This window comes from Indibacter alkaliphilus LW1 (genome assembly GCF_000295935.2).
Lineage (GTDB): Bacteria > Bacteroidota > Bacteroidia > Cytophagales > Cyclobacteriaceae > Indibacter > Indibacter alkaliphilus.
The window spans coordinates 137,159-154,505 of the sequence record NZ_ALWO02000032.1 but is presented as its reverse complement, the minus strand read 5'-3'; the positions used below and the strand labels follow the sequence as shown (position 1 = coordinate 154,505).

At 41.3% G+C, this 17,347-nt stretch carries 18 protein-coding genes; 2 read left to right on the top strand and 16 right to left on the bottom strand.

Features of this window, described 5'->3' with window-relative positions; translation table 11 throughout:
* Positions 1–317 precede the first annotated feature (317 nt).
* From A33Q_RS09815 to A33Q_RS09745, 15 genes are all read right to left on the bottom strand, one after another.
* Positions 318–764 carry a molybdenum cofactor biosynthesis protein MoaE gene (locus A33Q_RS09815; RefSeq protein WP_009034403.1) on the bottom strand — a complete coding sequence of 149 codons (447 nt, stop codon included), beginning with the start codon at positions 762–764 and terminating at the stop codon, positions 318–320.
* Positions 765–929: 165 nt separating this feature from the next.
* The gene (locus tag A33Q_RS21535; RefSeq protein WP_009034402.1) at positions 930–1,493 is read right to left on the bottom strand and encodes an HNH endonuclease; all 564 of its coding nucleotides are present in this window, start codon (positions 1,491–1,493) and stop codon (positions 930–932) included.
* A 489-nt stretch (positions 1,494–1,982) separates the two neighbouring features.
* Positions 1,983–3,068, bottom strand: a complete 1,086-nt coding sequence (locus A33Q_RS09805) for a HesA/MoeB/ThiF family protein (RefSeq protein ID WP_009034401.1) — start codon at positions 3,066–3,068, stop codon at positions 1,983–1,985.
* A gap of 3 nt (positions 3,069–3,071) precedes the next feature.
* Positions 3,072–3,299, bottom strand: a complete 228-nt coding sequence (locus A33Q_RS09800) for a MoaD/ThiS family protein (protein WP_009034400.1) — start codon at positions 3,297–3,299, stop codon at positions 3,072–3,074.
* A gap of 39 nt (positions 3,300–3,338) precedes the next feature.
* Positions 3,339–4,841 carry an MFS transporter gene (locus A33Q_RS09795; protein WP_009034399.1) on the bottom strand — a complete coding sequence of 501 codons (1,503 nt, stop codon included), beginning with the start codon at positions 4,839–4,841 and terminating at the stop codon, positions 3,339–3,341.
* Between the two features lie 41 nt (positions 4,842–4,882).
* Positions 4,883–5,470, bottom strand: coding sequence for a molybdenum cofactor guanylyltransferase (gene mobA, locus A33Q_RS09790; protein WP_009034398.1), 588 nt, complete (start codon positions 5,468–5,470; stop codon positions 4,883–4,885).
* Positions 5,467–6,222, bottom strand: coding sequence for a sulfite exporter TauE/SafE family protein (locus A33Q_RS09785; RefSeq protein ID WP_235062791.1), 756 nt, complete (start codon positions 6,220–6,222; stop codon positions 5,467–5,469). Before A33Q_RS09785 ends, mobA begins: the two co-directional genes overlap by 4 nt.
* A complete protein-coding gene (locus A33Q_RS09780) occupies positions 6,206–7,381 on the bottom strand; it encodes a molybdopterin molybdotransferase MoeA (protein WP_009034396.1) in 1,176 nt (391 codons plus the stop codon). The genes A33Q_RS09785 and A33Q_RS09780 overlap by 17 nt, the downstream gene beginning before the upstream one ends.
* A gap of 458 nt (positions 7,382–7,839) precedes the next feature.
* Positions 7,840–8,820 carry a GTP 3',8-cyclase MoaA gene (gene moaA / locus A33Q_RS09775; RefSeq protein WP_014772543.1) on the bottom strand — a complete coding sequence of 327 codons (981 nt, stop codon included), beginning with the start codon at positions 8,818–8,820 and terminating at the stop codon, positions 7,840–7,842.
* Between the two features lie 7 nt (positions 8,821–8,827).
* The gene (locus A33Q_RS09770) at positions 8,828–9,082 is read right to left on the bottom strand and encodes a DUF6755 family protein (RefSeq protein WP_009034394.1); all 255 of its coding nucleotides are present in this window, start codon (positions 9,080–9,082) and stop codon (positions 8,828–8,830) included.
* Positions 9,083–9,087: 5 nt separating this feature from the next.
* The gene (locus A33Q_RS09765) at positions 9,088–9,600 is read right to left on the bottom strand and encodes a QcrA and Rieske domain-containing protein (RefSeq protein ID WP_009034393.1); all 513 of its coding nucleotides are present in this window, start codon (positions 9,598–9,600) and stop codon (positions 9,088–9,090) included.
* Between the two features lie 12 nt (positions 9,601–9,612).
* Positions 9,613–10,185, bottom strand: a complete 573-nt coding sequence (locus tag A33Q_RS09760) for a 4Fe-4S dicluster domain-containing protein (RefSeq protein WP_009034392.1) — start codon at positions 10,183–10,185, stop codon at positions 9,613–9,615.
* Positions 10,186–10,197: 12 nt separating this feature from the next.
* Positions 10,198–12,429 (bottom strand): molybdopterin oxidoreductase family protein, encoded by a 2,232-nt coding sequence (locus tag A33Q_RS09755; protein ID WP_009034391.1) that lies wholly within the window; start codon positions 12,427–12,429, stop codon positions 10,198–10,200.
* Positions 12,430–12,453: 24 nt separating this feature from the next.
* A complete protein-coding gene (locus A33Q_RS09750) occupies positions 12,454–13,509 on the bottom strand; it encodes a hypothetical protein (protein WP_009034390.1) in 1,056 nt (351 codons plus the stop codon).
* Positions 13,510–13,681: 172 nt separating this feature from the next.
* Complete coding sequence (locus A33Q_RS09745; protein ID WP_009034389.1) at positions 13,682–15,022, bottom strand: MFS transporter; 1,341 nt, start codon at positions 15,020–15,022, stop codon at positions 13,682–13,684.
* Between the two features lie 159 nt (positions 15,023–15,181).
* Here A33Q_RS09745 and queD point away from each other — a divergent pair, with 159 nt between their 5' ends.
* Together queD and A33Q_RS09735 are read left to right on the top strand one after the other, a co-directional pair.
* Entirely contained in the window at positions 15,182–15,589 is a 408-nt protein-coding gene (gene queD / locus A33Q_RS09740) for a 6-carboxytetrahydropterin synthase QueD (RefSeq protein WP_009034388.1), read from the top strand.
* The gene (locus A33Q_RS09735) at positions 15,552–16,598 is read left to right on the top strand and encodes a COX15/CtaA family protein (protein WP_200862456.1); all 1,047 of its coding nucleotides are present in this window, start codon (positions 15,552–15,554) and stop codon (positions 16,596–16,598) included. Before queD ends, A33Q_RS09735 begins: the two co-directional genes overlap by 38 nt.
* Positions 16,599–16,609: 11 nt before the next feature.
* Here the strand turns inward: A33Q_RS09735 and A33Q_RS09730 are convergent, their stop codons facing one another.
* Positions 16,610–17,089 carry a CHY zinc finger protein gene (locus A33Q_RS09730; RefSeq protein WP_235062790.1) on the bottom strand — a complete coding sequence of 160 codons (480 nt, stop codon included), beginning with the start codon at positions 17,087–17,089 and terminating at the stop codon, positions 16,610–16,612.
* Positions 17,090–17,347: the final 258 nt, after the last annotated feature.

Sequence of the window (17,347 nt, the reverse complement as noted above, 5' to 3'; positions counted from 1 at the left end):
TAGAGCGGATTGAATTAAGATAAAGCTGAAATAAGGTAGAAATAGGGTTAAAGTATGGTTTAGAAATAAGGTGGAAATAAAATAGAAATAGGGTTGGAATAATGTGGAATTATTTCGTAGAACCTGTTTGCCAGTAGGAATGGACATGTTTCTGCTAAACTCAATCTGCGCCACTTTAGTCGAGGCTTCACCGTTTAATCTAATTTTAAGGTGGATATTTCAACTATATCCCGAATCACTTCGCTCTCGGGATCTCCGCTTCACTACGATTTCGCGAAGTATATTTCTACTATATTTCGCCGAAGGCATATATCTTTTTAAGTATTCACCTTCCACTCAGATTTTTCATTATCCAGAATTTCTTTTCCCCAGATGGGCAACTCTTTTTTGATGCGCTCGACGAGTTCTTCACAGGCATCGATGGCGGCTTTCCGATGTTTGGAGGAAGTAAAGACAAAGAGGCAGATTTCTCCTGTTTTGACCTCGCCCAAGCTATGGTAAATATGCATGCAGGTCAATGGATATTTGGCAAAGATGGCTTCACGGATTTCGAAGGCCTGTTGCAAAGCCATGTCTTCATAGGCTGTATATTCAATAGCCACGACCGAGCCCTCTTCTTTTTCATCAGCTCTAACCTGTCCGAGAAAGATGCTATGTCCGCCAATATTTGTTTTTGTGCTATGATTGGCGATGGATTTCGCGATTTTATCAGGAGAGATCGCTCCTTCTACAAATATGTTTTTTGGTGTTCTTTTCTTTTCCATGGTTTTTTTATTTAGGCCACAAAGGCGCTAAGACACTAAGGTAATATTGGTTTTGGCTCTTTGGGGCTTGTTTTTGATAGAAATATGGTGGAAATATTATAGAAATATTGTTGAAATAGGGTTTGTCTTAGTAGTTCACATGATAGATTTAAATTACTAAGTATATTATTGATTTTCCACAATGTTCAAAGTTAAGGAGTCTGGTTTTGGGAAGGTTGTAGGTATCAAATCTATTCTGAAAGGAAGATTAAGATCTTTTATATCTTCTATTTTATGATCTAAAATAGAATTTTGGACGCAATAGCTGTGAACTAGTTTTAAATATCTTCTGATGATCATCAGTGGGAAGAATTTGTTTTGGAATAGCATCCATTCGATCAAATCTTTTTTACCTTTTGAACTATTACATTTCTTACAGGCAAAAATTAAGTTTTCAGCAGCATCAATTCCAACAAGTTTTTTTGGAAGTATGTGATCTAATGCAAGGTTTTCTTTTGCGCCACAATAGTTGCAGATTTGACCAGTCTTAAGTTTGATTTTTTCATCGTCAAAAATTGTTCTGATGTTCATTGTGCCATCTTTTAAACCCTTAAAGAGTTTGGCCCTAATGATATAATGAAAAGTTCCATATTTCGAATGCTTGCGCTCCACCGCTGCATGTGCCATTGCAAGATTGGCATAGGAATAAAAAATTAATTCTTTGACTGTTTCATATTTTGGCTTTTTCATAATCCATTTTTTTCTCAGTTTCTAAAAGGGTAGTGATATTTTGTTCGCTGTACTAATAATATTCCAGCCTGATTTTGAAATCTATATCTTCACTATGGCAATCTATATCAGAAAGCTCTCAGCCCCCGCTTTCGAATTTCTGTTTGATTTATGCTTTTCGAAGCATATTTCCATTCTATTTCTACTATATCTTTAATCGCTTCACTCTCGGGACTTCCGCTAAAGCTCCAGTTTATACAATATTTCGCCGAAGGCATATTTCTATATCCTAATATCCACCAATATCCAATATCCAATTATATCCATTCTTCTATATCCCGAATCAATTGTCTCTTCTGGTTCGCGCTAAAACTCTGGGTTGAAAATATTTCGCCGAAGGCATATTTCTAATTATTTCGCAAAGCATATTTCTTTAATATAATATCCACCAATATCTATTTCAACTATATTTCTACCATATTTCGCGAAGCATATTTCAATATCCAATATCTACTTTAAATCCCCAAAATATCTAATAATTCCCCCTTCAACAGATTGAATATTTTTATCAGGAAACTGACTTTTGAGCATGTCGACGGCTTTCAGGCTTCTGCTTCCTGATTGACAGAAAAGGAGGATGTTCTGAAAGGATGCTAGCTGACTTCTGGAATTGGGTAGGTCAGCTAAAGGGATCTGGAGGTGCTCAACATCGTCCAGTTCCGGTTGTTCCCCATGTTCCCGAACATCCACCAATACGGACTGATTGGCATTTTTCAAGAAGCTCAAAGCAGCTTCCCAATCTGTTTGTGTACTCAAGCCACAGAAGTCCTGATAGTCCATTTCTTGGAGTTCGGAATGGTTTTTTGGTCTGCTTTGATTGCTGTCTTGATTTTTGGCAAGTTGAACCTGATAGGAATTGTGGTTGAGCAGGTCATAGAAGAGCATTTTGTCTTCAAGCGAGTCCCCATATCCAGTCAGGTATTTGATACATTCTGCAGCCATCCACGTTCCGATGATCCCTGGTAGCACACCTAATACGCCTATTTCATTGCAGTTGGGGACTTCACGTGCTGATGGTGGTATGGGGTAGAGGTCCCGGTAATTGATAGAATGGGGTCCCTTGGCATTGAAAATAGCTACTTGTCCCTCGTGCTGATAGATGGCTCCGAAAACCAAAGGTTTGCCAGCGATCAGGCAAGCATCATTGACCAAATACCGCGTGGGGAAATTGTCCGAGCCATCTAAGATCAGGTCGTAGTTTTGGATGATGCCCAGAATGTTTTCTTTCGTCAGGAAATATGGGATAGCTTCTACCTCTATGTCATCGTACTTTTTCTGAATGATTTCGGCAGCAGATTCAGCTTTGTTTTTTCCGAGATCTTCTTTTCCGAACAGGACCTGTCTGTTAAGGTTGGAAAGTGAAACCAAATCTCCATCTATGATGCCGATTTTTCCTATTCCTGCTGCGCTGAGGTAAAGCAAGGCCGGGCAACCCAAACCGCCGGCACCTATGATCAGAACTGAAGTTTTTCTGAGTTTTTGTTGTGATGCGGGACCAAATCCCGGGAGTATATATTGTCTTTCAAATCTATCCATGGATCACCCTCCGGAGAATGGTGGCAGCAAAGCTACCTCAGCACCTGTGGTTATGCTTACATTTCCGTTGACTTGTTTTTTATCTATGGCAATGCTGAATTTAAGGTCTTTCAATGCGGGGTATTGTTGTTGCAAATAGCCCACTAGGATATCCGTATTTGGGAAATTCTCAATTTCTATCTCCTGCTTTCCAATGATCTCTGCTATTTTTCCGAAGGCTAATAGTTTCATAATAATGTTACTTGGCTTTTTTCAAAGATAAACATTCTTTCACTCCACCCGATCAATTTTATGGGCGATTTCTGGAGATTCAGTTTTGACTATGTTTCTTGTGACTCTTAGCATCCAAAACAAACACACTACAGAAAGGATAAACATCAGGATCCAACTGCTGGTCCAAAGGCCTGTCCAGTCCAACAAATAGCCAAATAGGATGGGACAAACAAAACCTCCCAAACCTCCGATTACCCCAACCATACCACCAACGGTTCCCACTTCATTGGGGAAATAGTCTGGAATAAACCTGTAAACTCCCGCTTTGCCTATTCCCCAAACTATCCCAATCAACAATACCAATACGGCATACACCCACATGTTTGCTTCAAAAGAAATCTGTGTAACCCCTTTTGCTAACAATTCTTTTTTTCCAACTTCCTGTCCAGGCCTTACTACCGGTTCTTGCCAGCTATATTTATGTGGTAAAAAAGAAGCAGCAGCGGATGGATCATTCATTCGCTCCATTGCGTCATCTTTTGAAGCCAGCGCATAATTTCTATTCCCCACTTCAATTGCTTGGTCTGTAACTCCACTTACTTCACCAGCCTGTGTAGCCATGATGCCCTTTCCAGGTGTAATGATGTCCATTTTGGGAACCATCAAAAGAGCCGCTAAGATAATCGACCATCTAAAAGTCCCCAACATGACTCTTCTTGCACCTAACTTGTCACTCATCCACCCACCAAGTACACGAATCACTCCGGAAGGAAAGGAGAATAAGGAAGCAAATAGTCCGGCTACAACCAAGCTTGCTCCATATACATTGACAAAGTATGGTACGAGCCATTGGGCAAAAGCTACGAAGCAACCGAATACCAAGAAGTAATAAAAGCCAAATCGCCATACGCGGATGCTTTGAAGCGGTTTTAATATCACTGCCATGGTTCGTGCAGGGGCGTTTGATTTTTTATTGACTGAAAAGAACATAAAAACCAATGCCATCACAACCAAAACCCCGGCATAGTACTGAGGCAAAAGCCTCCAGTTTTCAGGATTTAATCCATTAGCTGTGAAATTATTCAAAAGGGTAGGAGCCAATAGGGTGGTCAATGCCGCTCCTGCATTCCCTGCACCGAAAATCCCCAGTGCTCGACCTTGCCAGCTTTTTGGGAACCAGACAGAAGTATAGCCTATACCAACTGCAAATCCAGCACCGGCAAATCCAAAGAAAAAACTGAGGACTGCGTAAAACATGAAGCTGTCCGCAAAAGAAATCAGGTACATGGGGATGGCGCAGAATAGTAACAAAGCAGCAAAAATCCATTTCCCTCCATATTTATCCGTAAGAATTCCCAAGGGAAGTCTGAAAATTGCTCCTGTCAAAATCGGGATTCCCAAAAGCCAGCCAATCTCTACAGGACCCCATTCAAAAATTCCATTGTCGGTCAGGTAAGTCACCATGACCCCGTTGAAAGTCCAAACAGCAAAGCAGATAGTGAATGCCAAGGTATTCAAAAAAAGCATTCTGTAGGAAAGAGAGTTGATTTGTTCCTGCATAGTTTTGAGGTTTTAGTTTTTTCCTTTACCGTTTAAGATAATCAATGATTTTTCTTCAGCCAAGTTGCAGCTTGGGCTATGTCTGTTGGCGTGTTGATATTTATAAATTCTATAGGGCTTAATTTATGGCGTTCATCCAAAGCGAAAAATTGATGGGGCTTTTCTTGGATGAAACTTTGAAGTTTTAATTTATCGTTGACCACATGCTCTTCAACGGCGGAAATTAAGCTTTCTGGGTATACTCCTGGAAAGGGGAGTGTTCTGTCTTTTAACCTTGAAACTGTGATGTAGTTTTCTCTGGATTGAGTGATCAAAGCATTCAAAGTTTCTGTCTTTAAAAAAGGCATATCACAGCTTAAAAGGCAAACGTTATTTCCCTTAGCATTAGTCAAAGCGGTTAATAACCCTCCAAGTGGGCCTTTCTCTGGGATAGTGTCTTCAATAACTTTCAGGTCAAACTGCCGATATGCAGGGTCATGTGCGATTATTCGAAGAGGGTAGGGAAGAGTACCTATTGATTCGATCAAATACTGAATCATAGGCTTACCAGTGATTTTGACCAGACCTTTGTCACTGCCCATTCTACTGCTTTTTCCGCCTGCCAAAATGTAAATTTCTAATTCTTTCATGCCCAAATTAATTTTATAGCAGCAAAGAAAAGGACGGTTGTAAGGATGTATTTTACAACATTTACATTGAAGCGCTTTGCTCCCAAATAAGCGCCAATCGCTCCTCCAGCTACAGTCAAGGGCATCAAATACCAAAGCTTAGCATCGATGGAAATATTTACTGCATCAGCTCCTATGTATCCAGCTACTGAGTTGAAGAAGATGAATAAGGCACTCAATGCAGCAGTTTCTTTCATTGAGGTCCAACCCAGCATTAGCAAGATGGGAGATAGGATGATACCACCTCCTATGCCGATCAAGCCAGAAAAGAAACCTATCGAAATGCCTAATATTGGTGCCATCCACCATACTCTTTGAATTACCCGCTCTTTGGCTATTGGGAATACATTTAAAAAACGTAGGATTGGGAAGAACAAAAGCATCCCTAATATTTGCTTGTATAGAACAGTATCGACTAAAATCGTTCCCCCTAGGTATGCAGCAGGGATAGAAAAGATAATTAGAGAAAGGAATAGGTTAGTAGGAAATGCAACTGTTTTCCGATATGCTAAAAATGCAAGCAGGGATACCACCATATTCAGCATCAAAGCTGTAGGTCGAATCTGCTCTGGAGCAAAATTAAAAAGTGCCAAAAACATCAGGTAGCTACTGGCGCCACCATGCCCAACTGCCGCATAGAGGAATGCAGCCAAAGGCATCAAGACGAATAGCATAATCCAAGCCTCGTCCATGTTATTACCAATGATACACATTTATCAAAGAGCCTGCCGCCATCTCTTCAGTTTCTTCTGCAACTTCAGCAAAACAGTCAGCTGCTCCAAAGGAGATCAGATTGAATGATTCCTGCCCAGTCAAGATGTGCACCTGGTTATTTTCAATCTTGGCTTTTAGGAAGAAAGTGAGTCCCGCTTTTCTTTTTAGAGGTTCGGCCAAAGGAAGCTTTGCTGTAGGTTGCCAGGAATTCTTATGCCCCATGTATTGTAAAAGTGATGGCTTGACATATTGATTGAAACAAGTAATGACAGAAGCAGGGTTACCTGGTAAGGCGAAGATTAATTTTTCACCCAAAATCCCAACGTAAAGGGGCTTCCCAGGTCTTTGTTTTATTTTGTAAAATAATTCCTCAACTCCTGCTTTTGTTAATCCTGTTTTTACATAGTCATAATCTCCGACAGAAATACCGCCAGAAAGAATCAGGATATCAGCGTTTGCAAGGGAGTTTTCTATGGCTTTTTGCAATTCATGTGGTTCATCAATGGCTTGCGTACTCTGCACCTCCTCTACACCTAAGGTATTTAAGTAACTTTGCAGAACAGGTCCATTTGAATTGTAAATTTGGCCAAAAGATAGGGGCTTTCCCAGCTCTTGCAATTCGTTTCCAGTGATAATTACCGCAACTTTTGGAGGGCTGTACACAGGAATTTCAGCAATCCCCACAGATGCTAAAAGACCTATGCCGCCGGGGTTGATTAGCGCACCTTTTTTTAAAATAATACCTCCAGCTTCCGTCTGAGCTCCTTTTAGACGAACGTTGCTGCCTCTTGTGAAGCTGCTTTTGTCAAATGTAATTTGATTTCCATCTCTTTCAACCCATTCTTGTGGGATTACAGTATCCGCTCCTTTAGGTATCGGGGCTCCGGTAAAAATTCTACTGGCTTGGCCTTTTTGCAATACATGAAATTCACCATCTCCAGCAGCTACTTCTGATACCACTTGCCATGGCTCTTGCTGATCATCCCAGCTAATAGCGTAGCCATCCATCGCTGAATTGTCAAAAGAAGGAACTGCAATCGGGGAATGAATGTCTTTGGTGCAGATCAAGCCTATGGCTTTTTCGAGCGGTAAAATGTTAGATTTCGCTGAAGGGGTGTGCTTTTGAAGTATTGATTTAGCCTGATTGACTGAGATCATATTTGTATTTTACTAAAATGGGCTTCTTCTATTTTTTCTTTTTGGAACTTCTTTGACTGATTAGTCTTACTTTGTCAAAGTAGCAGATTAGATCAACCTGCCAGGTTTATAAGCTAAAGCAGGGTTAGAGGTTAGAACTACATCTTTTCAATCATATATCCATCATTTTCCAAAACCAACTTTACCCAAAATATCCAATAGTATTTCTATTTCTAAATATTTCAATTGTATTTCTACCATATCCCGAATCACTTCGCTCTCGGGATCTCCGTTTCACTCCGATTTCGCTAAGCATATTTCAATATCCCAATATCCAATATCTCTTAATATCCATTAATGTCATTTATTTCGAAGAATATCTATTTCTAAATATTTCAATTGTATTTCTACCATATTTCAAAAACAAACTTCCCCTCAAAATATCCATCAATATCCACTAATATCAATTAATATCCTTTTTATCCCCCAATCTTAATCATACTACGATTTTCGATTTTGTCAGCTTCAGCCTTTTGGTAATCAGGGGAAAATTGACCGCCTAATGCAGCATGTTTGTTGTATAGAGAGAGTCGAATCAGTGGTTCAATTTCCTTACCCGCTCTCAGGGTACCGAGAAGATCCATTTCTTCTTTTCCGAAAAGGCAGTTTTTCATTTTGCCATCAGCAGTGATTCGCATACGATTACAACTACCACAAAAATGCTCGCTCATAGTCGTAATAAAAGCAAAAGTGCCTTCATGACCAATTGCTTTGTATTTTTTGGCCGTGGCATGGGGTTCGTCCTTGAGTTTGACTACATCAAACTCTTCTTTGACCATATCTAACATTTTCTGAGCAGTCAGCACCTTCGAACTATCCCAAAGATTGCCAGCAAAGGGCATAAACTCTATGAACCTTACATGAAGGGGAAGTTCTTTGGTGATTTTTACAAAATCCAAAAGTTCATTTTCAATAATACCATTAAGTGCAACTACATTGATTTTTATACGAAAATCATGTTTTAGAAGTAATTCTATGTTGTCCCAGACTTGTTGGAATTTATCCCTTTTGGTTAGCTTGAAGAATGTTTCTTGCTTGAGAGAATCCAAGCTTACATTCAATGACCGGATACCGGCTTTTTTGAAAAGACCTAAATATTGATGAACCAAGACCCCATTGGTTGTAAGGGTGAGTTCTACAGGAAGTTTTGCCAATCGTTCTACAATTTCGGCAAACTCCTTGCGAACCATTGGTTCTCCTCCTGTCAGTCTGATTTTTTTCACACCTAGTGAAACGAATATTTTGGCAATGGTCTCGATTTCATCCGGCTGCATCAGATGTGCATTGGGCATGCACTGGATATTTTCCTCAGGCATACAATAAGTACAACGGAAGTTGCAGCTATCTGTCAGAGAGATTCTTAGGTAATCATGTACACGTTGAAACCGATCTTGGAGCATGTTGCTTTTATTCTTTGATTTTGGGTTTTCTTGGCTCAGGTAAATAGCGTAAAAGCCAAGCTGCTGCTATAAACAATACCGATGAACCGATAAATGTTCCCAATGCAATATTGAAATTATCTGTCAGGGCATTGTTCAATGCCGAATATAAGAACCAAATCTGAATACTGACCAATAGAATCAGTAATAGCGTGATGCCTGTCATCAGGGTATTGGTTTTATTAGGGTGTGCTTCTTTTTGGGAATATCTGAAATTACTCATATCGTTTAGGCTTTATGGCTTTTAGCTTTGACAAACACTTTCCCATTTTCAATCACTACTTCCAATTGAGGCAAAGGTCTAGGAGGTGGACCCTGGGTCACAACACCAGTTTTGGGATCAAAATAGCCCTTGTGACATGGACACTCAATCAAATTTAAATCTTTTCGGTAAATGACTGCACAGGCCAAGTGCGTACATTTCTGTTCAAAGGCCCTCCATTCTCCATCTTCCAAATGGATCAGAATATAAGGAATGACCTTATCGCCCTCAATCTCAAATTGGAGCATTTCGCCCATAGGAACTTGACCTTCTTCACAAATGAAATGCTGGCCTTCCAGTTCTTTTTCAGGAAAGGCGATGCTTTTGAGCACAATAGCTCCATTTCCAAGGGCAAGTGCGCCGGAGAATAGGGTGAGGAACTTGGCAAACTCTCTTCTGGAAACGTGGGTAGCTTCCTCCTTGTCTATAGGGAAATCATTTTTCCACTGTGGTGTTTCACCTGCTTTTTCTTCTTTCATAGTACTGGCTGATTATTGCACTTTGAGGTAATTGCTGCCTTTCGGCATCATAATTTTTACTTTGGTCTTTACTTCCTGCTCCCCGAAGAAAAAGGTGTCAACAGGAACACTGTCAGGTCTCTTTTTCTCGATTTCTTCTCTGGTTCCATAAAACAGTGCCTGTGAAGGGCAAACTGTAGCGCACATCGGTTTTTTACCTGCTGAGGTACGGTCATAACACATGTTACACTTCATCATCAGTTCAGCTTTTTCCTGTTTTTGCGGAACTCCAAAAGGACAGGCCAACACGCAGTTAGAGCAACCGATACAGCGGGATGTCTCTGCGGTATGAACTACACCAAATTCGTCTTTGGAAATGGCATCTGCTGGACAGACATTGGCACAGGCAGGGTCTTCGCAATGCATACAGACTTGAACGGTAGTCTGCGTAGAAACAGCCCTTTCCACATAGTGAATATGGATCATGCTTTCTTGGCCGTTGGTTTCACATTCAGCGCAGGCCATTTCGCAGGCATGGCAGCCGATACACCGCTGCATGTCAATGAAAAATCCCATTTGCTGGTCATATTTTGTACTACTAGGCATAATTGATGTGGTTTATGGTTTTAGGGTTTCGTGGCTTTGAAATGCCAATGAATCAGTGGCTGGGGCAGCCCATTTTTTGAGCGGCTCCAATTTGCAGGCACAGACTTTAAATTCCGGAATTTTGGATACAGGATCCAATGTGCCAATGGTCAATTGATTGGCAGATTGGCTGCCTCCCCAGTGGTAGGGAATAAAAACTGTGTCGGGCCGGATAGTCTCTACAATTTGGGCAGGGAAAACGGCTTCTCCTCTTCTGGTAGATACCCTGACCAATTCCCGCTCCTTGATGCCAAACTGCTGGGCCAAGCTTGGATGGATCTCCAAAAGCGGTTCAGGGTATTGGTCTACAAGTTTGCCGATTCTTCTGGTTTGCGTTCCAGACAGATATTGGGACACTACCCTTCCTGTGGTGAGGGTCACCGGGAATTCTTTATCGGTCACCTCAGAAGGTTCCCTGTAGGGTACTGCATTGAAGTGAGCTTTTCCATCAGGGGTTTTGAATTTTTTATCTTCCCAAAGTCTAGGGGTTCCTGGATGGTCTTCGGATGGACATGGCCAGAAAATGCCCATGTTTTCCTCGATTTTTTTGTAGGTAATGCCGTAATAATCCGCCGTGCCTCCTTTGGAAGCTACCCGGAGCTCGTTGAAGATGTCTTCAGCTTTGCTGTAATTAAACTTGTCACCTGCACCTAATCTTTGTGCCAGTTCTATCAGGATATCACTATCTTTTCTGGCTTGGCCTGGAGGAGTGATGGCTTGGTTGATTTTTACTACCCTACCTTCGGCTGTGGTTACCGTGCCGTCTTCTTCTTCGTGTAACGAACCCGCCATGATGACATCCGCATGCCGGGCAGTTTCATTGAGGAAAAAGTCTATGCACATATAATACTCCAGTTTTTCCAGTGCTTCTCTCACAAAATTGTTATTAGGAAGAGAAACGAGGGGGTTGAAACAGATGGAAATCAATCCTTTGATTTCTCCTCTATGAATGGCCTCTATAATTTCGTAGGCAGAGAGACCTTTGCCGGGAATTTCTTTTTCTTCTACGCCCCAGACTTCAGCGATGTATTTTCTGTGCTCGGGATTGGTGATGTCTCTATTGCCAGGCAATTGATCACATTTATGTCCATGCTCGCGACCTCCTTGCCCATTCCCTTGACCTGTAATGGTTCCATATCCGCAATATGGCTTTCCAATACGGCCGGTAGCCAATACAATATTGATACAGCTGACCACATTATCCACCCCTTTGGTATGGTGCTCAATGCCTCTGGCGTGTAGCAGAAAGGAAGTATCTGCTTTGCCCCACCATTCGGCGGCCAGTCTGATTTTTTCTTTATCTATGCCTGTAGTCGCTTCTGCCCAGTCCAGATCATATTCTTTAACTGCGTCTATAGCTTCTTCAAAACCACTTGTATGGTAATCTATAAAGTCGTGATCTAGCCAATCATTGTCTACCAATTGCTTGAGAATGGCTCCAAAAAGTGCCGAGTCTCTGCCAGGTTTAACGGGCAGATGCAGATCAGCAGTTCTGGCTATAGGCGTAACTCTTGGATCCACCACGATCAATTTAGCTCCATTGTCCCTAGCTTCCCATATGTAGTGGGTAAGGGTAGGGAAGCACTCACTGATATTGGTTCCTGCTATGATGATCACTTTGGCATGCTTCAAATCTGCCCAGGAATTGGAAATTCTATCCAAGCCAAAAGCTTTATTGTTTCCTGCCCCCGCTGAAACCATACAAAGCCGGCCATTATAGTCAAGGTTTTTGGTTTTGAGTGCCAATCGGGCAAATTTACCCACCATGTAGCTCTTTTCGTTGGTCAGAGATACGCCGGATAGCATGGCAAAGGCATCATTACCATAGGTAGATTGAATTCTTTTGATTTCATTGACGGTACGGCCCATGGCTGATTCCCAGTCAATGGGTTCAAAACCTTTGCCTTCTACGCGTTGAAGAGGGCTTAATATTCTATCCGGATGGTTGTTTTGCAGGTAGCGTTGTACACCTTTGGGACAGAGCCTTCCTTCGTTGAAAGGAAATTCCATCCAGGGTTCAAAGCCTGCTATCTGATTGTCTTTTACCTTGAGCTGTATACCGCACTGCATCCCACAAAAGCAGCAGTGGGTTTTGACCAATCGGTCAGGTTCATTGGATCCTTCGAAACCACCCAATGGGGTGTAGTTCTTTTTGGGACCGTATTGTTTTATGATTTTTTCAGCGGAAACTGGTAGTTTGGCCATAATGGGATTATTCAGAATTATTGTTTAACCGAAGAATTTTCCAGAAGCTTGTCTGGCCTCGAAATGTGCTTTTGCCAGGGCAGACCTTTTTCCTTCGGGAGAGAGGTCTAAATGGCTGCTGCCATCAGCAAGTGTAAAGTCAAAGCCAACTTCTTTGGTAACTCTTTTGAGATCATTGATGTGTGTTTGAGTGGCAAACTCTTCTTTGGTATGTGGGCAGACTGCCATGCCTCGTTTTTTTCCTTCAATTTTATACAAGTTTGCTCCAAGTTGGGCCAGCCTCTGGAAAATGTGAAAGAATTTTCCGAAAGGCATCCAAATCAAAAAGAGAATCACTGTGATGGCATGGGTTACGGCCATAAACTGGTGCGTCCTTCCATCCAAAAAGGTGTAATCGTAACCTATACCCAATCCTGTTACCGAAATAGCGATCAACAAGACCAAGGGAAGCCAATCGCCTTCCAATGACTGGGTTGCGATTACTCCACCATCTTTCACTCTTCTTTTCATCATGATCACTGCTCCGATGATGACAGGGAAAGAAGTCAGGAATAAGGCTTTGAAGGCTAATATTGATATTAGTCCTCCCAATTCAAAAGAGCCTACTTTGAATCCGAAAAAATTGGCATTGTAGATTTCATAGCTTCCGGGCTCCAAGGTGAAATGTATCCATCCAAAAGTCAATGGGACGGTTATGGCAAAAGACAACAGACATCCTGTGGCCAATAAAAAGTGTCCCCACCATCTGGTTCTGCTTCTGTAGGCTATAAAACGCTGAAAAAGGATGTTTCTAAATAGAAGATACACGGATCTGCTGGCATAAGTGATAAAATCCTTGCTGAATAAAAACTGCATACTACGTCTCCAGTAAAGCCGAGTGGGTGGTCTTTGTAACCACACAGAATAACGGTAAGCTATTCCAAAAACGGCAAAGATGGTTCCGAACAGGTAGGCGATAAGCGCTGCATCAAAATTTTGCAGATTCCTGGAACCAATAAACACCAAAATCACCACTGCCAGAGCGGCAATGGTGGCTTTGATAAAGGCTACCCGGTTTAGCGTTTGAAATAATTTCAGCATAGTGTGGTTCTATTAATAATGATTTTGTGAGTATTATAGTCTAGTAAAGAAATTTATATTTTGACAAATCTTTTCGAAAGCCCCGATATCAATCAATTGCTAGAATCCATTACTTTCAAACATTCTGGACATCATTTGGCTTCTTGAATTCACTTTACACCTAAAGCATTTATTATGAAGGTCTCTCAGCTCCTTTTCTATCGTAGAAATACCAGTTGATAACTGTCGCGAGGACCAGGAAGATAGCAAGTATCCAGAAGAAGCCTTCTGCATGGCCAGTGCTCCCGATAAAGGCACCAAGGGCCAAGGAGAATATAAATGGGCCATATGCCGCAATTGCCGCTGTCCAACCAATTACCCCGGCCGCTTGTCTAGGGTTATGCTTAAATATAATAGGAAATTGTCGAAAAGTCGAGGCATTTCCGATTCCTGTGAAAAAAAACAAGGCCATCATGGTGCCCACAAAGAGTGGAAACTGCTCCATTCCCGTTGGATTGACCAATCCAAATGAAAGCAAGACGATCACTCCGCCTAAGAGTCCTACACCTGTTATAGTAGTCAAAACAGCCCCGCCGGTTTTATCTGCCACAAATCCAAAAAGAATTCTGGATGCAGAGCCCACTAAGGGCCCGTAAAAAGCATATTTCAATGGATCCAAGCTGGGGTCAAAGCTGCCATAAAGTACCTTCATCAGCAAGGGGAAGGCAGCTGAAAGTCCAGCAAAAGTACCAAAGGTCATAAAGTAGGTGATGGTACAATACCATGTATGTTTGTCTCCAAAAATATCCAACTGTTCTTTGAAAGAGGCTTTGATTGGAATACTTTTTAGGTATTTCCAACTAATGATACCCATGATGATCAAAAGAGGAGCATACCAAAAAGCACCACTTTGCAGGTAAATCTCTTTTGAAACCACTTCTCCTGTTGCCTTATCTACACTTTGGAAAAGCTGAGGTGCTCCATATAAGGCTACTCCGATCATGACAGGGGTCATGAACTGGGCTATGCTGACACCAAAATTACCGATGCCTGCCTGAATTCCCAAAGCTGTTCCCTTTAACCTGGCTGGGAAAAACATATTGGTCGATGGCATAAAAGAAGAGAAATCTCCTCCTCCAAATCCTGCCGTAAGGGCAAGAACTACAAATACCCAGAAAGGTGTTCCAGGATTCATCACTGCCAAACCAATCCCAATCACCGGGACAAGTTTAAGTATTGTAGCTACTGTAATGGTATGTCTGCTGCCATAGATCGGGATCAGGAATGTATGGACAATCCTTAAAGTTCCTGCAGCCAGTCCGGGGAGAGCAGCAAGCCAAAACAGTTGGTTATCTGTGAATGAAAAGCCGATACCCGGTAGTCGGGTGACGATAGCGGACATCATAAACCAGGTACAAAACGACAGGGTCAATGCGATAGTAGTGATCGTGAGGGTACGCCAAGCGATTTTTTTACCGTTAGATTCCCAGAAATTATTGTCTTCGGGATTCCATTCTTTGAGCCAAGTAGCCATAATTTTTTTGGATGGTTACGACAAATGTCGGTATAATGAATTGCCAAAAACATGACCAAAATCATAAAACGATATGATTCAAGTTGCAATGAGAAGAGGTAATAAAGGATAATATTGTCGCCTAATTCTATTCGTCATTTACCTACTACCATTTCCTACATGCTTAGCATCACCAAAATCTTTTCCTTCGAATCTGCCCATAGTATTTCCGATTATGAGGGGGCTTGTAGCAATCTTCATGGGCATAGCTATGTACTTCATGTTACTGTATCAGGAGAAGAACTTGAGAAAGACATGTTATTGGATTTTAAGGCTCTGAAAAAAATCGTGAAGGAGGAGATTATTGAAAAACTCGATCATACACTGGTATTAAAAAACACTGAAAATCACAAAAGAGATTTTCAGCAGATGTGGCAGAAAATCTTTTGGATGGAGCATGAACCTACTGCGGAACGCATGTTGCTATGGATGAAAGATAGGATAGTTCCAAAACTTCCATCCCATGTAAAATTAGAAAGCCTGACCCTCTATGAAACCGCTACTTGTTATGCCTGCTGGAAAGGTTAGGAACAGAATAAAATACAGATCTGCCGTCCACAGCTGGCTGATGACAGGCGTTATTTTAGTTTTGTTAATGGTGGTAATTGGTGGGATTACCAGATTGACCCAATCGGGGTTATCCATGGTCCGCTGGGAACCCATTACGGGGGCCATCCCTCCATTGACTGCTGAGCAATGGCAACATGAGTTTGAAGAATACCAAGGCAGCCCAGAATTCAAAGCTTATAATTATCATTTTACCTTAAATGATTTTAAGCAGATTTATTTTTGGGAATACCTGCATCGCTTGGTTGGTAGAGTAGTAGGCTTAGTCTTTTTATTTCCTGCTATTTTCTTTTGGATCAAAGATGTTTTTGATGTTAGGATGCGGAAACAGGTTCTTCTGATTTTCTTAGGAGGGTTGTTTCAAGGAGTGCTGGGATGGTATATGGTAAAAAGTGGCTTGGTGGATAAGCCTCATGTCAGTCATTATAGATTGGCGGCGCACCTATCTACGGCTTTGGCTTTGGCAGGATATATATACTGGGTGGCATTAGAATGGAAGCCTTTAAAAAAAGTACCATCAAAGGCAATCAATCGGGCTACTATTGTGCTTTTGTCCCTTCTCAGTATACAGATTGTTTTCGGAGCTTTTGTAGCAGGATTGAAAGCTGGTAAAATGTTCAATACATTCCCAAAGATGGGATTAACTTGGTTCCCTTCAGACTTAAATACAGCATTTGAATTGAGCGGTGGTTTTGCAATTTTTGAAAACGGGATTGTAGTCCAATTTATTCATCGCTATTTGGCCTATTTGATCGTATTTGGAGTGATTTGGCTTTGGTGGGGGATTAAGAAATATGCCTTTAAACTTCTTCCCTTGGGCAATTTCCTATTGGTAATGGTTGGGGTTCAGTTTTTATTGGGGGTGCTAACCCTGATTTGGGCAATACCGGTGAGTTTGGGGGTATTACATCAATTGGGAGCGGTAATTGTATTTCTTACCTTGATTACCTTGTTGAAGAGAACAAGTTAAACTTAATTATTCTAAAGGGTAGATGAATTTTTATAAAAAGCCTTAATTCCAAAATAAGATTTGGTCTTGTTTTTTTCTGGCATATCAAAATACAAGTGGTAATGATTGCTACAACCTGGATTGAAACTGGCCTCACATTTAGGACAAGTGTTATCAGCATCCATGTATTCCTGGATGCTTAACTCATGTCCGCATACACCACACAGGATGGCTTTTTGGTTAAATTCAGATTTGGGCCAAACTTGGTGTTCATGGTCTGCTTCCTCCTCATGACAGGAAAAACAGGGGTAATATTTATCGCAGCATTTGAATTTGATCGCAATAACATCCAATGCCGAGTGCCAATGGACACAGCGGGTTTGATGGTCAACGGATTTACCGAACACACGAACACCTTCGATCTCAACTATATTGAATACCTCTGGGGCTGCTTCTTGGGCCAAGCTAAGGTTAAAAGCCAACAGCATTAAACAAATTAGTATTAATCGCATTCCTTTCATTGAGATGATTGGGGGTGATTGTTAGGATACTTAATTAGGTAAGCAGGTTCGAAAATAAAAAAATATTTTTTGTATTTACTGTATTTTTAAGATTGGGTCTGAACTGGGAAGAGAAAAATTACGGAAAATCAACAGAGATAATGCATTTTTATGCATCAATAAGCCTTTGATTGTGAATTATTAAAATAAAGAATAACCAGGAAAATGGTGGCTCCAAATTCATGGATAGAATATGGAGACAAGATTAAT